The organism is Streptomyces asiaticus, from assembly GCF_018138715.1.
GTDB classification, from domain to species: domain Bacteria; phylum Actinomycetota; class Actinomycetes; order Streptomycetales; family Streptomycetaceae; genus Streptomyces; species Streptomyces asiaticus.
The window spans coordinates 1,379,520-1,395,748 of the sequence record NZ_JAGSHX010000006.1 but is presented as its reverse complement, the minus strand read 5'-3'; the positions used below and the strand labels follow the sequence as shown (position 1 = coordinate 1,395,748).

20 protein-coding genes and 1 pseudogene are annotated in these 16,229 nt (G+C 70.6%); 6 read left to right on the top strand and 15 right to left on the bottom strand.

Annotated elements, in window-relative coordinates; genetic code table 11:
• Positions 1 to 190 precede the first annotated feature (190 nt).
• From KHP12_RS13605 to KHP12_RS13590, 6 genes and pseudogenes are all read right to left on the bottom strand, one after another.
• Positions 191 to 334: a hypothetical protein gene (locus KHP12_RS13605; RefSeq protein ID WP_167442459.1), complete on the bottom strand. Its 144-nt coding sequence runs from the start codon at positions 332 to 334 to the stop codon at positions 191 to 193.
• Entirely contained in the window at positions 331 to 507 is a 177-nt protein-coding gene (locus KHP12_RS50995) for a hypothetical protein (protein WP_167442462.1), read from the bottom strand. The genes KHP12_RS13605 and KHP12_RS50995 overlap by 4 nt, the downstream gene beginning before the upstream one ends.
• Complete coding sequence (locus KHP12_RS50990) at positions 504 to 983, bottom strand: Scr1 family TA system antitoxin-like transcriptional regulator (RefSeq protein WP_167442458.1); 480 nt, start codon at positions 981 to 983, stop codon at positions 504 to 506. The genes KHP12_RS50995 and KHP12_RS50990 overlap by 4 nt, the downstream gene beginning before the upstream one ends.
• Positions 984 to 1,188: 205 nt before the next feature.
• Positions 1,189 to 1,383, bottom strand: a pseudogene (locus KHP12_RS53345) (helix-turn-helix domain-containing protein); the annotation flags it as partial.
• A complete protein-coding gene (locus KHP12_RS13595; protein WP_086881368.1) occupies positions 1,380 to 1,976 on the bottom strand; it encodes a hypothetical protein in 597 nt (198 codons plus the stop codon). The pseudogene KHP12_RS53345 and the gene KHP12_RS13595, both read right to left, overlap by 4 nt.
• Complete coding sequence (locus KHP12_RS13590) at positions 1,973 to 2,218, bottom strand: hypothetical protein (RefSeq protein WP_086881369.1); 246 nt, start codon at positions 2,216 to 2,218, stop codon at positions 1,973 to 1,975. The genes KHP12_RS13595 and KHP12_RS13590 overlap by 4 nt, the downstream gene beginning before the upstream one ends.
• Positions 2,219 to 2,281: 63 nt before the next feature.
• On the opposite strand from KHP12_RS13590, the gene KHP12_RS13585 reads away from it, so the two are divergent.
• The 3 genes from KHP12_RS13585 to KHP12_RS52400 all read left to right on the top strand — a co-directional run bounded on the left by KHP12_RS13585 (position 2,282) and on the right by KHP12_RS52400 (position 4,309).
• Positions 2,282 to 2,743, top strand: a complete 462-nt coding sequence (locus KHP12_RS13585; RefSeq protein WP_086881376.1) for a DNA-processing protein DprA — start codon at positions 2,282 to 2,284, stop codon at positions 2,741 to 2,743.
• A gap of 25 nt (positions 2,744 to 2,768) precedes the next feature.
• Complete coding sequence (locus KHP12_RS13580; protein WP_208652967.1) at positions 2,769 to 4,106, top strand: NsdA family TPR-like regulatory protein; 1,338 nt, start codon at positions 2,769 to 2,771, stop codon at positions 4,104 to 4,106.
• Between the two features lie 71 nt (positions 4,107 to 4,177).
• Positions 4,178 to 4,309: a hypothetical protein gene (locus KHP12_RS52400; RefSeq protein WP_276328628.1), complete on the top strand. Its 132-nt coding sequence runs from the start codon at positions 4,178 to 4,180 to the stop codon at positions 4,307 to 4,309.
• A 130-nt stretch (positions 4,310 to 4,439) separates the two neighbouring features.
• Here KHP12_RS52400 and KHP12_RS13575 read toward each other — a convergent pair whose 3' ends face one another.
• From KHP12_RS13575 to KHP12_RS13555, 5 genes are all read right to left on the bottom strand, one after another.
• Positions 4,440 to 5,183 (bottom strand): ATP-binding cassette domain-containing protein, encoded by a 744-nt coding sequence (locus KHP12_RS13575; RefSeq protein ID WP_244202731.1) that lies wholly within the window; start codon positions 5,181 to 5,183, stop codon positions 4,440 to 4,442.
• A 93-nt stretch (positions 5,184 to 5,276) separates the two neighbouring features.
• Positions 5,277 to 7,022: an asparagine synthase-related protein gene (locus KHP12_RS13570; RefSeq protein ID WP_086881370.1), complete on the bottom strand. Its 1,746-nt coding sequence runs from the start codon at positions 7,020 to 7,022 to the stop codon at positions 5,277 to 5,279.
• Positions 7,023 to 7,105: 83 nt separating this feature from the next.
• Positions 7,106 to 7,279 (bottom strand): hypothetical protein, encoded by a 174-nt coding sequence (locus tag KHP12_RS13565; protein ID WP_167442460.1) that lies wholly within the window; start codon positions 7,277 to 7,279, stop codon positions 7,106 to 7,108.
• A 137-nt stretch (positions 7,280 to 7,416) separates the two neighbouring features.
• Entirely contained in the window at positions 7,417 to 8,601 is a 1,185-nt protein-coding gene (locus KHP12_RS13560; RefSeq protein WP_086881371.1) for a M20 family metallopeptidase, read from the bottom strand.
• 19 nt (positions 8,602 to 8,620) lie between these two features.
• Positions 8,621 to 9,400, bottom strand: a complete 780-nt coding sequence (locus tag KHP12_RS13555) for a helix-turn-helix domain-containing protein (RefSeq protein ID WP_244202732.1) — start codon at positions 9,398 to 9,400, stop codon at positions 8,621 to 8,623.
• A 113-nt stretch (positions 9,401 to 9,513) separates the two neighbouring features.
• Here KHP12_RS13555 and KHP12_RS13550 point away from each other — a divergent pair, with 113 nt between their 5' ends.
• Entirely contained in the window at positions 9,514 to 9,696 is a 183-nt protein-coding gene (locus KHP12_RS13550; RefSeq protein ID WP_086881372.1) for a hypothetical protein, read from the top strand.
• A 113-nt stretch (positions 9,697 to 9,809) separates the two neighbouring features.
• On the opposite strand, the gene KHP12_RS13545 is transcribed toward KHP12_RS13550, so the two are convergent.
• On the bottom strand, positions 9,810 to 10,184 hold the full coding sequence (locus KHP12_RS13545) for a hypothetical protein (protein WP_143677957.1): 375 nt from the start codon (positions 10,182 to 10,184) through the stop codon (positions 9,810 to 9,812).
• 296 nt (positions 10,185 to 10,480) lie between these two features.
• Here KHP12_RS13545 and KHP12_RS13535 point away from each other — a divergent pair, with 296 nt between their 5' ends.
• Positions 10,481 to 10,996: a hypothetical protein gene (locus KHP12_RS13535; protein WP_211832994.1), complete on the top strand. Its 516-nt coding sequence runs from the start codon at positions 10,481 to 10,483 to the stop codon at positions 10,994 to 10,996.
• A 101-nt stretch (positions 10,997 to 11,097) separates the two neighbouring features.
• On the opposite strand, the gene KHP12_RS13530 is transcribed toward KHP12_RS13535, so the two are convergent.
• The gene (locus tag KHP12_RS13530; protein WP_086881375.1) at positions 11,098 to 11,955 is read right to left on the bottom strand and encodes a 3-hydroxybutyryl-CoA dehydrogenase; all 858 of its coding nucleotides are present in this window, start codon (positions 11,953 to 11,955) and stop codon (positions 11,098 to 11,100) included.
• Positions 11,956 to 12,078: 123 nt separating this feature from the next.
• Positions 12,079 to 14,397 (bottom strand): sialidase family protein, encoded by a 2,319-nt coding sequence (locus KHP12_RS13525; protein WP_344311292.1) that lies wholly within the window; start codon positions 14,395 to 14,397, stop codon positions 12,079 to 12,081.
• 256 nt (positions 14,398 to 14,653) lie between these two features.
• Here KHP12_RS13525 and KHP12_RS13520 point away from each other — a divergent pair, with 256 nt between their 5' ends.
• Positions 14,654 to 15,886, top strand: coding sequence for a glycoside hydrolase family 10-like protein (locus tag KHP12_RS13520; RefSeq protein WP_086882923.1), 1,233 nt, complete (start codon positions 14,654 to 14,656; stop codon positions 15,884 to 15,886).
• A 106-nt stretch (positions 15,887 to 15,992) separates the two neighbouring features.
• Here KHP12_RS13520 and KHP12_RS13515 read toward each other — a convergent pair whose 3' ends face one another.
• Positions 15,993 to 16,199 carry a DUF1918 domain-containing protein gene (locus tag KHP12_RS13515; protein WP_020867170.1) on the bottom strand — a complete coding sequence of 69 codons (207 nt, stop codon included), beginning with the start codon at positions 16,197 to 16,199 and terminating at the stop codon, positions 15,993 to 15,995.
• Between the last annotated feature and the right edge of the window lie 30 nt (positions 16,200 to 16,229).

Here is a 16,229-nt window from a genome sequence, read left to right as displayed (position 1 = left end):
TGACAGTCACACTTCCACCTCCTGAGTACAGGCGCTTGGGCACCTGGGTGAAGACCCGCCCTGGCCGGTCCGTCCTCATTGACAAGGGGGCGGCCGGGGCGGGGCCGCAGGGTGTCTGGAAGGGTGGGCCGCCGACGGCGAAGCCAAGCCCGGGGCGGGGCATCCCCGGGCCGCCGACGGCCCACCCGGTCTATCGGGCCGGGCTGCTCGCGAAGCAAATCCACACCGCGAGCACCAGCAGGGCGGGGACCACGGTGAGCAGCAGGCCCATGTGGGCGGCGCGGAAGGCGAGAAGCCCGGCTCGCGCAGCAGGTGAGTGGCGACGGCGCCTCATTCGGCGTCACCTCCTGGCCGGGCTTGCCGTGCGGCTTCCTCGTAGGCGCGTAGCAGCCGCCCGCCCTCCAAGCAGACAGCGCCGGGTGTCCGGCAGGCCAGGCAGCCTGCGGCGTGCTCCAGGGCGGCGCGCCACTCGGTCTCGGCGGCCGGACCCAGCGGACTCGCGGTCATGCCGTCAGCTCTTCCAGGAGCGGATCGGACTCTGGGTCCTTGGCCAGCTGCTCGAACCGTCGGCGCGCGATGTCCAGCAACGCGGCGCTCGCCTTGAGATCCTTGGCGGCAGTGAGCCCGGCGGCCAGGCAGTCGCGCGCCGCCTGGCTGTCGGCTCCGGTGATGTAGATGGCGCTCCAGGTCTCCTCGGCGCAGACCTCTTGGTCGTGGAGCAGGAAGCGGTGCAGGGCGCCGTGCGGCGGGATGACCCCGGCCTGGAAGGGCACCACCAAGATCCGCGGACCGTGCGTGGATTCCTGCAGATGCTGGAGATAGGCCATCTGCGCTGCCATCGCCGCCGGGTTTGCGCACGTCCGCAGGAGCATCGCCCCATCGAGGAGGATGACGACGTCCTGCCGTGTCTGGTCTGGGAGCACGGTGTGCCGCGGGATCCGCGGGGGTCGGGTGGACGTTGTCAGCAGGGTCAGATAGTCCACGGGGCCTTCCCATGGTCTGCACGATGCGCGGGATGGTGGCCGTGGCGTAGCCGCAGATGGCGGATGCGTGGTGCTCGCACGCGCGTAGTCGGTCCAGCCAGCCTTCGGCGTTGTCGTGGATGGTGCTTGCCCTGCGCTTGAGCTCTCTCGACTGCCAGCCTGACCACCGCAGTGTGTCCACGATGGTGGACCAGTCGGTCATCCCGTAGACCCTGACCAGGGTGGACACGTCGTCCCAGCGCTGTGCCACCTGACCGGTCTCCATGCGGCTGAGCTTGGCCTCCGAGCCGCGGATCGCCTCGGCGGCCTTGGCGGCCTTGATGCCCTTGGCCAGCCGGAGCGAGCGCAGGTAGGCGCCCAGTACGAGGGCTGCGGGGCCGCGGTCCGGGATGGTGGTCATCGGGACCGCCGCCCCTCGTGCTCGGCCGCGGCCGCGCTGGTGAGGCTCCGCGGGCGGCGCTTCGAGTAGAGCGGCGCATGCGGAGGACAGGCATACGTGACCTTGCCGACGGCGCTACGGCCATCCTCCACTTCGACCGGGATGGGCTCGTCGGTGGGCAGCTTGCAGCGGTAGCAGAGCTGGCGGCCCTCAGGGGCGCGTCCGTACTCGGCGCGGTCGGCCTCGGCCAGCGCCCCCCACAACCTCCCCGCGTCCGTCAGGTAGCGGTTGGCCGAGAGCGGCACGCGCCAGTGGGTGCGCGGGCCCTCGGTCCAGGAGACGGGCGGTACACCGAGGTAAGTGCTCTCGTGCTCCAGCTTGGCGAGGACGCGGACTTGCCGCAGGTGCCAGCTCTTGGCGGAGCCCATGGCGACGAGCCAGTACAGAGGGCCGTGCTTGTCCTGGATGACGGCGCCGGTCTCGTCGCCGAGCAGTTCGAGGGCGCGTTCGCCGACGGTCGGGGCTGCGCGGACGGCGTCCCACCACTTGCCTGCCGGTAAGGGTTCGACGTCCACGGCGGGCGGTGGTGTCCACGGCAGGGTTCTGGTCTTCATACCGCGCCTCCCGGAGACGCGCCGAGAAGAAAGGCGAGGCGAAGAGCGGTACCGCTCTCGTCACCACGCTCGCCGATCTCATACCCCCAGGCAGTGACGTAGCGTCCCCCCTGGCTGGCGATCTCCTCCACCAGATTGGCGCTGAGCGGATTCGCCACACACAGCTGGGCACCCTTCGCCACTATCGATAGTCCGTAGGCTTTCAGTCGATCGGCGAGGTCGCGGTAACCGGCTGCGTTCATGCATCGATCTCATCGCACCGGTAGTCGCGGCGGGATATGACAACCTATGACACGGAGTGGATCATGACTCGGGCTGTGGTCATCACCGGTACCCGGTCGACAGGGCACCGCGACCTCGACAGCTACGCCGAGCTGTTCACCAACTATCTCGCTCCCTTCGCCGTCCCCGAGACCCGGTTCTACATCGGCGGCGCAAAGGGCATCGACAGCCTGTCCCTGCTCTGGCTCGCCGGGAACTCCGACGCGCAGATCACCATCGTCGTCCCCGGCACTGTCCGACAGCAGCCCGCCGAAGCGCGGCAAGCCATCACCCGCAGCCGCGACCGCATCACAGAAGTCGTCGAACTCGGCGCGGAAGAAGAGCTACGCAGTCCGGCCTTCCACGCCCGAAACCGGTGGATGGTCGATCGCTCCGACATGGTGATCGGCTTCCCTCTCGGGGGGCCGCAGGGTACATCGGGGACGTGGCAAACCCTCAACTACGGTGCCGAACAGGAAAAAGCACGCCTGATCGTGCCCGTGTGACGCGGATCACCGGCATGATGAGGGCATGAGCACGTGCGAAACCCGCGGCGCTGCTGCCCTCAAGTCCCTCCGGAAGGCACGAGGCTGGTCCCTGGCTGACACCGCGCGGGCGCTCATCGACACAGCGCGCCGCCTCGACCAGCCCCTCTCCTCATCGGCCCCGAGCGTGCAGCGGTCCGTCGCTCGGTGGGAGAGCTCCAAGCCCATCCTTCCCAGCGACCGGTACCAACTCCTGCTCGCACACCTCTACAGCCGGGGCGCTGACGGTCAAGTCGCGCTGGGGCCGGGCAGCGACTTCGCCGAACTGCTGGACGCTCTCGCGTACCTGGGCGAGGCAGACGCTCATCTGCACGAACTGCGCGCGCTCCTGGTCCGCACGGCCACCGACGACGGGACCGGCCTGCTCGCTCTGCTGGGGCCCGCTACCCAGTACTCCATGGCCGTCGCGCTCGCCGATCCGACGCGCGCCGATGACGCGCTCCTCGACGGATTGCGCGCGGCAGTCGGAGACGTCAACTCGCAAGTGGGCTCACTGCCCTTCGCTCGATTGCAGCTGCTACTCGCCCCCGTGATCGAGTCCTGTCAGCGGCTCCTGGCCGGAGACGTCCCGGAGCCGCTGCGGCCCGAGCTACGCACGGTCGCGGCGCAGGCGTACACCCTCGCCGGGCGGCTGGCGTTCGAGACCCGCGATGACCAGGCATCCCGGGCGCTATACGCGGCTGCTACTGACGCGGCAGGACAACTCGGCGCCCCGTGGCGCCGGGCAGTCGTTCACCTGAGCCACGCCCTGGTCACGCTGTACTCGGTCCCGGGCATTGGCGCGGCCCGTGAGCTGGTCGACGCTGCGGTGCGCGATGCTCGTACTGGCGACAGCGTCCGCGTGCGGGCCCGGGCGCATGCGCTTCAGGCCGAGATCGCCGCGCGGTCGGGCGCCGGGCGGCACGCGCAGACCGCGCTGTCGCTCGCCTGGTACGACCTCGACCGCGATGACGACGGGGATCCCTCGCCGACGAGCTTCAGCGCTGATCACCTGCGCGGCTTCGAGGGTCTGTGCGAGCTGTACGTAGGAGACGCGGCGGTCGCTCACGATGTCTTCGCCAGCAGCGCGGAAGCCCTGGACGCGCCGCGTGAGCGGGTACAGCGGGCCATCGTCTCCACCGATCAGGCACTGGCCTGTATCCGGCTGGACGCGCCGGAAAGGGCCGCAGACCTCCTGCACAACTGCGTCGACTCAGCTATCAGCACCGGCGGACGTGTGCCGACACTGCGGTTACGCCGAGCGCGCAAGGAACTGCGGCCTTGGCGGCGCGAGGGCTTCGTCGCCGACCTGGACGATCACCTCATCGACGTGCTGGGATGCTGACACGACGAAAGCCCCTGGCCCGGCTCGCAGGCCAGACGAGGGGTGCGTTGTGCCCGGCTTATGATCCGGCCGTGGACATCCCTGACAGACTCATCGAACTCCAGACGGCGGCCGACGCCGAGCACGCCAAGGACACCGGGCTCAGTCGGGCCGACCTCGAGGCCGCAGTGAAGCGGGCCGTGCGGCATCCCGACGACGGATAAGCAAGACGAAAGCCTCCTCCCGGCCGGGGCCGAGAGGAGGCATCACGTATTCAGAGACGCCGCCGATCGGGAGTGAGAGCCGCCGGGCCGGTCCAGTCTCGCTGACCCTGCCCGGCCCGGTTGGCCAGGACTACCGGTCCTCTTGCAGCTTGAGCATCTCGAAGAAGATCGAGGTCGCCCCCCGACTGACGAGATCATCGAAGGTGCCCGTCTCGGCGATGCGCCCATGGTCGAGGACGATGATGCGGTCGGCGAGACGGGTGTTGGCCAACCGATGGGTGACGAACACGGTCGCCCGCCCCTCGGCGAGTGCCCTGAGCCGCGTGTAAATCCGGTGCTCGGCACGGGCGTCGAGCGCGGCGGTCGGCTCGTCCATCACGAGGACGGGTGCGTCGCGATGGAAGGCGCGAGCGACCGCAACGCGCTGCCACTGCCCGCCCGAAAGGTCATGCCCACCCCACCAGGAACGAGCCAGCGAGGTATCCAGTCCGTGGGGCAGCGCGGCGATCACACTGTCGGCATCGGCCGCCTCAGCAGCGGCATGCACGGCGATGTCGCCCTCCGAGCGGGGCTGGCCGAGGGTGATGTTTTCGCGAGCCGCGAGCGGCCAGCGGGTGTAGTCCTGCGGCACCAGCGCCACCTTGGCGAGCACTGCGGCCGGGTCGGCGTCCGCCAGGTCCACCCCGTCCCACCGCACCGAGCCCGCCGTGGGGAGAAACAGACCGGTCAGGATGCGGGCGAGGGTGCTCTTGCCCGCACCGTTCTCGCCGACCAGGGCAATGACCTCACCGCGCTTGAGGTCCAGGTTGATGCCCTCGAGCGCGGGGGTGTCGGCGCCGGGGTAGGTGAAGGAGACGTCCGTGGCGGTGATCACCTGCGGCCCGTCCTCGGCGACCGGGGCCGAGCCACGGCGGGTCGTCCACGGCTTGGCCACGGCGAGGAACCGGGCCCAGTCGTCCAGGGACAGTCAGCATGCCGCCACCTCCCTGCTGGTCGTCTGACCGGTGAGCCACCAGCACGTCACGATCAGCTGGTGCAGGTCGGCGATCACCGTGGTGCTCTGTCCTCGGGCCGCCTGAGCCGGCGAGGTACTGACGGCCGCGGGGTCGATCAGTCCGCCCTCCGCGAGCGGACTGGAGGCGATCAGGTCATCGAGCTGGTCCCGGTGCCGGGCGAGTCCGGCGATGCGCTGGGCGGTGAACGAACCCTTCGAGCGCCGGGAGGTCAGCCAGTCCGGGAGCTCGGGCAGCGCGGCCCGTAGCAGCGATTTGTAGGCCACCAGCCCGCGCCGGGCAACGGCCGGCACGGCGAAGGCGGCGCGGACGACCTGGTTGTCCAGGTACGGATACACCGGCCGGATACCGAGAGTGCCACCGTACGGGGCCCAGCCGCGGGCCGAGGCGCCCACCGAACGCAGGGCGGCCCACTGGTCGAACTCGTCCGCCAGCTCTGGCTGCTGGTCGCGAGCGGCCTGCCGCAGCAGAGCGGCGACCTGGTGGCGCCCGTAGCCGGTCAGCCAGGACGCACCAGCCCCCAGCCGGCACCACGACCAGCCAGCCACAGCAGCCTCCGGCTTGATGGGTCGGCGCTCCAGAGCCTGTGCCGCGCGTTCCAGGGAGTCGGCGCGGCCGAGGACGGCGGCCTCTTTCAGAGCCTTCCAGTACGGGCCCGGTGCAGTGTTGCGGAGCCGGGCGAACGCCACCACCTGGCGATGAGCCTCGCGGCGTCGGCCTTCCTGGAGAAGCCGCACCCAGCAGGAGCCGGAGGCGTCCAGCACGATGTCCCCGCCGTGCCCGGTCAGGTGCAACGGCAGCCCACGTACGGGCTGCAAATAGCTGGTGTCCATGGCGAACATCGCCGCCTCCAGCACCGGCTCCACCCCCGTCGGCTGCCCGGCTGGGAAGGAGAACGGCAACTGCTTGTCGACGCCCATGTCGACCGTGTGCGCGATCCCGGTGTGCTCGGCAACGCGGGAAGCGAACGCCATGTCCTCCCCGCTGGTGTACCCGTCCGTGTACGTCACCGCGTGCACGTCTCCGGCCTCGGCGGCCAGCACGACTGCCGCCGAGGAGTCCAGGCCGGCGGACAGGTCCGCCCCCACCACCCCGCCGGCGGCGCGGACCCGGTGCTGGACAGCCTCAGTGAGCGCGCGACCGAACCGGTCGGCACCCTCGCGAAGCTCCTCTACCGGCTCGACGCCGGAGATGTCGATGAGCTGTGGCGGCGTCCCCGGCGCGAGCAGCAGCCCGAACCCGCCGGGCACCATGCGGATCTCCTCGTACGGGCTGCGGTGCGGCCAGTGATGCTCACCCGCCGTGAGCCGGGCCGCCAGATACGGCAGATCCGTCACGAGGGGACGCCCCAGCAGGCCGGGCTGGGTCGCCCACTGTGTTCCTTCCTCGCCGCGCGCGTAGTAGACGGCCCGGATGCCGGCCAGGTCGCCGCACACGAACCGCTGCCGCCCATCGTCCGCGACCACCCAGTACGAGCCCGCCCACCGGCTCAGCTCACCCCAGCGGCCCGCCCGTACGGCCGGAAGCGCGTCGCGGACCTCCTGCGCCGTGGCCGGGCAGTCGCCCACGACCGCGAGTACGACCGGTCCATCGACGGCGACGCGCACCCGCGTGGTATGAGCCCGGCGTACATCGCCGAGCCCGTCGATCATCACTCCGTCCACGGCGGCGGTGCCGCCGGTCATCCACTCCCGTTCCATCTGTTCGCCTCCCCTGTTGACGGGCCCGGGGGCCGGCCGTCGAAGCGGCCGGCCCCCGGGGTGTTCCGTGGTGTCCTGGACGGTCAGGGGCTCTCGAAGTAGTTGCTCTTGTCCGAGTCGTTGGCGTTCTGCCTGCCCAGGGTGAGGGCGGCCACCGGGTGGGTGCTGACCTGCGGTGCGAACCGGCTGGTGAGCGGCGGCGGGATGGGCGTGCTCTCCGCGGCGGGCTGGGTGGTGACGGTGATCTGTGCGGCCATGACCGGCCTCCCTTGTCTCCGTGGATGTGGAGGTGGTGCTGCCTCTATGTCACCGCGAGCCAAGGCTCGTTCCCAGAGACGGAGTTGGGCGCTTCCTGGGAGTGAATCTGGGAGGAAGTGGGGACGGGCCTGGGACGTCAGCCCTCAAGGAGTTGGAGCACGGCCCGCTGGTAGACGGTGTAGACCTGCGGCAACTCGGCCAGGTGGGCGCGCTCGTCTGTGCCGTGGAGCCCCTCGTACGGCACGCCGAAGCCGGCCGTGGCCGGGATGCCCTCCCCTGCGAGCAGGTTGCCGATGTTGGACGGCCCCGCGGTCTTCGCCCGCACTATCAGCCCTGCCTCGGCGGCGGCGTTCAGCAGGGCGGCGGCGGGCTGCTCGCCCTTGGCGAGTCGGAAGGGCGGCCAAGCGGCGACCGGGGTGACCTCGGTGGGCTTCGAGGTGGGCAACTCTGCATCGAGTTCGGCGACAGCCTTGCGGACGAGCGTCTCGGCGTCATGGGCGTCGAAGGTCGGGGTGGTGCGGATGTCGACGTTGAGGTCGCACCGGTCGGGGGTGACCGAGAAGCCCTGGCCGCCGTGGAAGGACGTGACCGACAGCTTCGGCGGCAGGGGGAAGGCGCCGTCGACGCTGGGCAGGTCGGCGGCATCCAGGAGGCGTACGAGGTGTGCGGCCCGGGAGACGGCGCCGACCACGGCCCGACTCGATCCGGAGTGCCCAGAGGGGGCGTGGACCGCGACGCCGGCTCGCCACAGGCCCCGACCACCGACCACGACATCGTCCAGCCCGGGGTAGCCGATCATCACCCCGGCTGGGCGAGCCGCAGCGGGGTCGGTGAGATAGGCGCGGGCGCCGCCGAAGCCGCCGGTGTGCTCATCCACGTCCAGGAGCACGGCGAGCCCGCCGTGCAGATCAGCGACGTGGGGCATCAGGTCGGCGGCGATGTGGCAGAACATCGCTGCGGCGAGCTTGGAGTCGGCCGCACCCCGGCCGCGCAGCCAGCCGTCCACGATGTCACCGGAGTCCGGCGGGAAGGACCAGGCGGTCTCGTCGCCGTAGGGGGCGGTATCCATGCACGCGTCCAGCGTCCACCAGGCGCCCGGCCGACCGCCGGGGATCTCCACCAGCAGCCCGACCAGCTCGCCCGCCGCGCCGTGCAGGCGGCGGTGCGGCAGGGCACGGGCGGTGAGCCAGTCCTCCAGCACGTCCAGGACCGGCCCGTAGTCGTCGATCCCGGCCCGGCTCGGGCGGCGGATCAGCTCCTGGGCCAGCCCGATCACGGATGCCGCGCGGGCCTCGGCCGCCTGCTGAAGGTTGTCGCTCACGCCTCTCCCTCGCCTCTTCTCAGTTGTGCCGTATCGGCAGCGCGCGGACGGCCTCGATCGTCTCCACCGGCCGCGCGGACGCGCACGCCTCCCGCCCATGGTGGACCAGTCCGACGGCCGCCTCGCGGCTGAGTAAGACGCCGCAGTCAAAGCCCTCGGCCCCGTGAAAACTGGGCAGCGGCACCACCGCCGCGGTCTCGGAGGCGACGAAGAACCGTTCCAGTGCCTCGGCCTGCTCCACCATCCCGATGTGCAGCGTCTTAACGCCGTTGCGGCGCGCGGACGGATCGCGCAGCTCCAGTAGCCGCAGCAGGTGGTCAGCGAGCGCCCGGTGCCGCGGCTCCCCGTGCAGCACCCGGTAGTGCACCAAGTCCGGATGCTGGGCCACGGCCGTCTCGATCGCTCCCAGATACGCCTTCTCCCGGCTGCGGGAACCGGTGACAACCAGGTGCTCGCGCGCTCCGGCGGCGACATCCACCATCGCCTCGACCAGGTCGGTCCAGCGGGTGAGCACCTTGACCACCACCGTGGTGCCGGAGGACTCCAGCACGCTGGTGGCCGCCCCGTCCTGATGGGCAAACAGCACCTCCGGGCGCTCCCGGTACAACTGACAGAGGGCGGCCCGGTTCCGCTTACCGGTCCGGCGCCGGCCGGACTCCCACGCGCTCATCAGGCTCGCGTCCGACGCGCCTCCGGTGATCGCGTTCAGGGCGTCGGCTGCCTCCTCCAGCGTCATGTTCCGCGCCACCCTGGCCCGCTTGAGCGCCGAGTCCGTACTGCCGACCACGGCCACGGACACCGCCCCCTCCCCAACGACCGGCATGTGTCCCCGAGCCTTCCCCACACGCCGGTCGTTCAGCACTGCGCCGCTCTCGCGGCCCGATGTCGGACCGTGCCCGTAGGCTTATCGGTATGTCCCCCAGTTCTCCCGGCCCGGCGCGGCCGTGCGCCGCCGAGTCCGCGAACGAGGCGATCCGCGCGTTCATGCGCGAGCGCGCCGGGCGGCCGCTGGGCGCAGACGAACGGGCGGAGTACGAACGGCTCCTCGAGGTATGGGCCGCAGCCCAGCGCGAACGACTGGTTGAAGCGGCCTGATGTGCCACCGCCCCGCCGAACCGGCGGGGCGGGCCGCAACCGAGCTACCGCAGCCTGGCAGCGATCGGATAGACGTTCCCGCTGTGCCTGCGGCTGCCGGCGTGCCGGTCCCGTCAGGCAGGCTCCACGACGATCGTGTAATCGTCCCCGGGGAAGCCCCACTGCTCGGCCTCCTGGGCGATCATGTCCTCCAGGATGACGTGCTCGATGAACAGTTCCTCCAGTTCATCGTCCGGGAGATGCCCGTCGTCCCACGCCTCCTCGATCGGCGCCCAGTCGCCACCGCTGCCGATCCCGACCCGGAAGAGGTCCCTGCCGCCCTGACCGCGCCAGGCCAGGCGCTCGGTGCGGACCAGGCCGTTGATGATGAAGCAGCTCGTCGTGGCCTGTTTCGGGAAGCTGGTCGAGTCGGCCGACATCGACATGAGGCACCGTTTGAGTGCCTGCCCGACGCTGCTGCCGCTGTATTCCGCGGTGGTGTTCTCCATGCCCTACCAACGGGGCCCGGCTGCTCGGGATACGGCAGCGGTCCCCGCCGACGGCGGATGCGGTGGGCTCACCCTTCTCACCCGGAGCTCCAGGGGCTCCATCCCGGCCGGGCGCCCCGTCCTGGCCCGAGGCGCCGGATGCCCCCGGCTGGCCGTCCTTCCCAGGCTGGCCCGTGGCTCCGGGCCTGCCGGTCGCCCCGTCGCTTCCGGCTTTGCCCGGAGCGCCCGGGTCGCCCTTCTCACCCGGGAGCGGCACCGGTACCTCGGCCCGCGCGGGGAGGTTATCCACGGCGCGTGTGGGGTCCGGCGCCACCGGCGTTTTCCCCGCGCTCTTGACCGGTCAACACGGCTGGGCCGATGAAGTCGAAGATTTCAACCACATCGTCGACGCTCCCATCGGCCGGCTGCCACTGAACGTCATCGGTGATGATCACCTGCGCGACTGGAAGAAGGAGCTGAAGTCACGGGGCCTCGCGGACTCCACCAACGAGGTCATCTGGAATCACCTCAGCTCCGTCTTCAAGGCCGCGGTCAGGGTGGTGGGTGCTCTCATGCCTCCGGTGGTCCCGCTCCTCGGGGAGATCCGTACAGAGCCGAGCGGTGAGCCGGACCGGGCTCTGGCTGCCGGGGTCGCCTGGGTCAGGCAGCACTGCGAGCGCGTCGGCCTGGCTGTGGTGTGCGTCGGGAATCTCAACGGCCAGCACCCAGCCAGCGTCCGGCCGTACCAGGGATTTGCGCGGGTCACGGTCGGGGCGGCGAGGGCGATGCGTGAGCTCCCGCCGAAACTCCCTGAGAACTCCCTGGCGCGATAAATGATCAGTAGGGGCGGCTATCCGTGGTCCGGGATGGCCGCCCTACTGGTGTCCGCAAGAGCTCACGGATTACCTCTTCGGGTGGGCGTTAGCGCTGGTCATCAGTAGGTGTAGAAGCCCGAGCCCGTCTTGCGTCCCATACGGCCCGCGTCCACCATCCGCAGCAGCAGCGGGGGAGAGGCGTACAGCGGCTCCTTGTACTCCTCGTACATCGAGTCGGCGATCGCCGCGATGGTGTCCAGGCCGATCAGGTCGGACAGCTTCAGCGGGCCCATCGGATGGGCGCAGCCCAGCTCCATGCCGTTGTCGATGTCCTCGCGGCTGGCGATCCCGGACTCGAACATCCGGATGGCGGACAGCAGATACGGGATGAGCAGCGCGTTGACCACGAACCCCGCGCGGTCCTGGGCGCGGATGGCGTGCTTGCCCAGGATGTCGGCGACCAGTGCCTCGGAGCGCTTGATGGTCTCGTCACCGGTGGTGAGCGCCGGGATCAGCTCCACCAGCGCCTGCACCGGCGCCGGATTGAAGAAGTGGATGCCGATCACCTGGTCCGGGCGGGAGGTGGCGACGGCCAGCTTGACCAGCGGGATGGAGGAGGTGTTGGAGGCGAGGATCGCGTCCGGGCGGGTCACCACCTGGTCGAGGACCTGGAAGATCTCGGTCTTGATCTGCTCGCTCTCGACGACCGCCTCGATCACCAGATCGCGGTCGGCGAATTCCCCCAGATCGGTGGTGAAGCTCAGCCGGTCCAGCGTCGCGTCGCGCTGCTCCTCGGTGATCTTGCCGCGCTCGGCGGCCTTCCCGAGGGAGTTGGTCAGGCGGGTACGCCCTATCTCCAGGGCCTCGCCCGTGGTCTCCGCGACCATGACCTCCAGGCCGGATCGGGCGCACACCTCCGCGATGCCCGCACCCATCTGGCCACAGCCCACCACTCCGACGCGTTCGATGTCGGTCACATCGTGCCTTTCGCTGGTCCAACCGTCCGTTGTGTCGTCCCCCTGTCGCCCCAGACGTTACCCTCCGGTTATCGGTAGGGGGCGGGCCGGGGCCGGAAATCCGGCCCTGGCCCGCCCCCGCCGTCAGGAGATGTCGCCGCGCAGGATGCCGCGCCCGTTGGTGGCCACGTAGACCCGTCCGTAGACCCGTGGGTCGCCGGTGATCGAGGCGCCCGTCCAGCCCCACTGATGGGCGTCGTCGTTGATCCGGGTCCAGCTCGCCCCGGCGTCCGTGGAGCGGAAGATGCCGCGTACCCCGCCGATTCTCGCGCTGGTGTAGAGCGCCTGGTACGAAGCGCCCGGCGCCGCCTTGCCGAAGCCGATGGTGTCCGCCTGCTGGACGCCGCTCAGCTTGGTGAAGGTCGCGCCGGAGTCCGTGGAGTGCCACAGCCCGTACGCCCCGCCGGTGGTGCCGCCCGCGAGCCAGATGTCGCCCTCGGCGCCCGGCAGCGCCTTGAACCGCACCGGGCCGTCGGCCGGCAGCCCGGCGGAGGCCCGGGCGGTGAAGGTGGCCCCGCCGTCGGTGGAGACGTAGAAGGTGCCCGCCTTGAAGCCGTAGAACTTCTTGGGGTTCTTACGGTCGGACTCCACCACCGCCCCGGCCGGGATGCCGCTCGACGCGGACCACGCGTTGCCGAACCCGGTGGTGTGGTAGACGGCCGAGGTGCCCTCCGGGGCCCAGACGAAGCCGCTGCCGTCGGCCGCCGCGGCCACCGTGCCGCCGCCGGTGACCCCGGACGGCTCGCTGCCCTGGAACCAGTTGGCGCCGTTGTCGGTCGAGAAGGCGATCCGCGGCGCGGAGTCGTTGTTGCCCACCCGGACCACGGTGTTCGGACTGGTCTCGGCGTAGTCCAGGCTGGTGGTCGTGGTGAACGTCGGCGAGGTGTACATCCTCGCGGGCACCGCGTCGGGATCGGTGTGGCGGAAGCCCCCGATGTCACCGAGCGCGCTGAGCAGCGGGGCGCCGGTGGGCGGGCTGGCCAGATCGTTGACCGCCGTCTCCTCCAGGCCCTTGACCATGGGCGTGATGGCGATTTTGCCGCCCGTGTCCCAGTTTCCGAGGTTCTCCGTGCCGTAGACCGTCGCCCCCGTGCCGTACATCATCCGGTTGGAGTCGAACGGGTCGATCTCCAGCGCCTCGGTCATCCAGCCCAGCTTCGGGGTGACTTCGGGCGGGGAGGGGTTGGTGCCGAAGGTCAGCCAGGGGACGGCACTGACGTCCTGGGTGTAGCGGAAGGACCGGTTCGGATAGCTGGTGAAGTCCCAGGCCCGGGTCCAGGTGGCCCCGGAGTCGGTGGAGCGGAAGATCTGGGTGTCCGGCCACCAGGAGCTGTAGCCGGTCACCATCAGCGTGCCCGGCTTCTGGCGGTCGACCGTGAGCCCGCTGTAGCCGAAGTAGGTGTCGGCGTCCGCCATGGGGCTGATGTTCTTCCACTCCCCGGTGGCCGTGGTGTACCGCCACACCTGGCCCTTCTCCCCGTCGTACGGGCCGCCCTTGTCGCTGGTGGTCAGGTACAGATAGCCGTTCTTGGCGTCCAGGACCCCCTTGTGGGAGAGATAGCCGGTGGGCTGCCCGGCCACCCGCGACCAGGTGGCGCCCGCGTCCGTCGAGCGGTAGACGGTGTTGTCCTTGTCGGCCACGCCCACGTAGATGGTCTTCGTGGCGCTGCCGGAGGAGCCGGTGCGCTCGTCGAAGGTCACCCACACCACGCCCTGGTTGTCGCTCAGATAGCCGCTGGAGTCGCTCGCGTCCTGGACGTATGTGCCGGGGTTGGGGAAGGACGTCACCTTGGACCAGGTGACACCGGAGTCGGTGGAGCGCCACAGCCCGTTGCCGCTCGGCGCGCCGAGGTAGAGCACGCTGTTCCGGTTGGGGTCCACCGCCAGCCGCTCACCCATGCCCCGGCCGGGCATGTTGCCGCCCAGCTTGAAGGGGAGGGTGGTGGACTGCCAGCTGGCGCCCCGGTTGGACGAGCGCAGGATCGCGCCATTGCCCGGGTCCCAGCTGTTGGTGTACGTACCGGCAGCCACATAGACCTTGTTGGGATCCACCGAGTCGCTGGCCAGGCTCACCACCCCGGTCCAGCCCCAGTGGTCCCAGTCCAGCGAGTCCAGCAGCGGCACCCACCGCTTGCCGGACTGGTCCCAGCGGTACGCCCCGCCGATGTCGGTGCGGGCGTAGGCGAGGTTCTTCTCCTTGCGGTTGAAGACGATGCCGGGGACGAAGCCGCCGCCGTCCACGCGGACGTTCTTCCAGGTGTAGGCGTCGGCCTGGGCGGCGCTCCGGGTGGGGGCGGCTTCGGGGCGGGCCGCGGCGGGGGAGGCCGCCGCGGCGAGTAATCCGCCGACGAGCGCCAGCGCGGCCATGAGCGCGCCGACCGGTCTTCTGCCGTTGCTGCGCACGGGAACTTCCTCTCCGGACGTGGGGGTGTGAGGCGTGCGGGCCATACGGGCGAGGGTATTTGGGAGCGCTCCCATGCGTGCGTCATCCGATGCTAGCGGCCGGATGGCCGGGCGAGAAGGGTGAAGTCAAGGGGTCCTCGAGGGGCGTTGGGCCGGACCGTCCGGGATTCGCGGTAAGCATTGCCGGGCGCCCCGCAAGGGCCCCATCATCAGCGGGAGTTGCCGTGCAGGTCCCTGGGGCGAGGAGTGGAGTTTCATGGGTCGGATCACGCGCAGAAGTCTCACGGTGGCGGCCGCCGGAGCCCTGGCCGCCACCGTCACGGCGGGTGACGCGCTGGCGGAGGGGCGGGGCGGTGGGCACCGGCCCGAGTTCCGCGGGATGTGGCTGGCCACCGTCGCCAACCGCGACTGGCCGTCCAGGCCCGGTCTCCCCGCGGAGCAGCAGCGGGCCGAGCTGCTGGGCTTCCTCGACACCGCCGTGAGCCGCCGGCTCAACGCGGTGGTCTTCCAGGCGCGGCCGACGGCGGACGCGCTGTGGCCCTCACCGTACGAGCCGTGGGCGGAGTGCCTCACCGGCGTCCAGGGCAGGGACCCGGGCTGGGATCCGCTGGGCACCGCCGTGCGCGAGGCACACCGGCGCGGTCTTGAGCTGCACGCCTGGTTCAACCCGTACCGGATCGCCAACCACACCGACCCCGCGCGGCTGATCCCCACCCATCCGGCCCGGGTGCACCCCGAGTGGGTGGTGCCGTACGGCGGGAAGCTCTACTACAACCCCGGGCTGCCCGAGGTCCGCCGCTTCGTCCAGGACGCCATGCTGGACGCGGTCGCGCGCTATGACATCGACGCCGTCCACTGGGACGACTACTTCTACCCGTATCCGGTGGCCGGGCAGGTCTTCGACGACGACGCGGCGTACGAGCGCCACGGCGCGGGCTTCCCGGACCGCGCGGCCTGGCGGCGGAACAACATCGACCGTCTGGTGTACGAGACGGCCGTGCGCGTCAAACGGCTGAAGCGGCGGGTGCGGTTCGGCATCAGCCCCTTCGGCGTCTGGCGCAACCAGGCCACCGACCCGCTCGGCTCCGCCACCACGGCGGGGGTGCAGACCTACGACGACCTCTACGCGGACACCCGTGGCTGGGTGCGGCGGGGATGGCTGGATTACGTCGTCCCACAGGTCTACTGGAACATCGGCTTCGCCGCCGCCGACTACGCGGTGCTCGTCCCCTGGTGGTCGGAGGCGGTCCGGGACACCGGGGTGAACCTCTACATCGGCGAGGCGCTCTACAAGGCGGGCGATCCGGCGCAGCCCGCGCCCTGGCAGGACCCGGCGGAGCTGTCCCGGCACCTCACCTTCGACCGAGGCTTTCCCCAGGTGCGCGGCAATGTCTACTTCTCGGCGAAGGAAGTGGCCGCCGACCGCAACGGCGCCATGGCGCGTGTGGTCGCCGACCACTATCCGTATCGCGTCCGTCCGCCCCGCTGACCCGGGGCCTGCCCCGCGGGGACGGCTACGGGGTGTCCGGCGGGCTGCTCCCCTTCCCTGGGAGGAGAGCAGCCCGCCGCAGGCGCCCAGGTCCGTCGGACACTCCCTAACGCTGCCCGGGTCCGGCGGCCAGGTGGCGGACGACCGAGTCGGGCCCGGGGGAGAACAGGCACTCGTGTCCGTCGTCCTCGTACCGCACGCGGTAGGGCGGTTCCCCGTTATCCCCGAGCACTTCGATGATCTCCGCTACACGGTCGTGAATTCCGACAACCCTGCCGTGCACCAGCAGCTTGTCGCCTACGGTCGCCTCCATGTGCGTGACCTCCCGTCCGCTGGAGGGCAA

Bases quoted from the DNA above. Each gene is read 5' to 3' on its own strand.
- KHP12_RS13570 (WP_086881370.1), bottom strand. From the start codon at position 7,022: ATGGAACGGGAGTGGATGACCGGCGGCACCGCCGCCGTGGACGGAGTG.
- KHP12_RS13545 (WP_143677957.1), bottom strand. From the start codon at position 10,184: ATGGAGAACACCACCGCGGAATACAGCGGCAGCAGCGTCGGGCAGGCA.
- KHP12_RS13565 (WP_167442460.1), bottom strand. From the start codon at position 7,279: ATGGCCGCACAGATCACCGTCACCACCCAGCCCGCCGCGGAGAGCACG.
- KHP12_RS13585 (WP_086881376.1), top strand. From the start codon at position 2,282: ATGACTCGGGCTGTGGTCATCACCGGTACCCGGTCGACAGGGCACCGC.
- KHP12_RS13515 (WP_020867170.1), bottom strand. From the start codon at position 16,199: ATGGAGGCGACCGTAGGCGACAAGCTGCTGGTGCACGGCAGGGTTGTC.
- KHP12_RS13590 (WP_086881369.1), bottom strand. From the start codon at position 2,218: ATGAACGCAGCCGGTTACCGCGACCTCGCCGATCGACTGAAAGCCTAC.
- KHP12_RS13595 (WP_086881368.1), bottom strand. From the start codon at position 1,976: ATGAAGACCAGAACCCTGCCGTGGACACCACCGCCCGCCGTGGACGTC.
- KHP12_RS13605 (WP_167442459.1), bottom strand. From the start codon at position 334: ATGAGGCGCCGTCGCCACTCACCTGCTGCGCGAGCCGGGCTTCTCGCC.
- KHP12_RS13580 (WP_208652967.1), top strand. From the start codon at position 2,769: ATGAGCACGTGCGAAACCCGCGGCGCTGCTGCCCTCAAGTCCCTCCGG.
- KHP12_RS13520 (WP_086882923.1), top strand. From the start codon at position 14,654: ATGGGTCGGATCACGCGCAGAAGTCTCACGGTGGCGGCCGCCGGAGCC.
- KHP12_RS50995 (WP_167442462.1), bottom strand. From the start codon at position 507: ATGACCGCGAGTCCGCTGGGTCCGGCCGCCGAGACCGAGTGGCGCGCC.
- KHP12_RS13550 (WP_086881372.1), top strand. From the start codon at position 9,514: ATGTCCCCCAGTTCTCCCGGCCCGGCGCGGCCGTGCGCCGCCGAGTCC.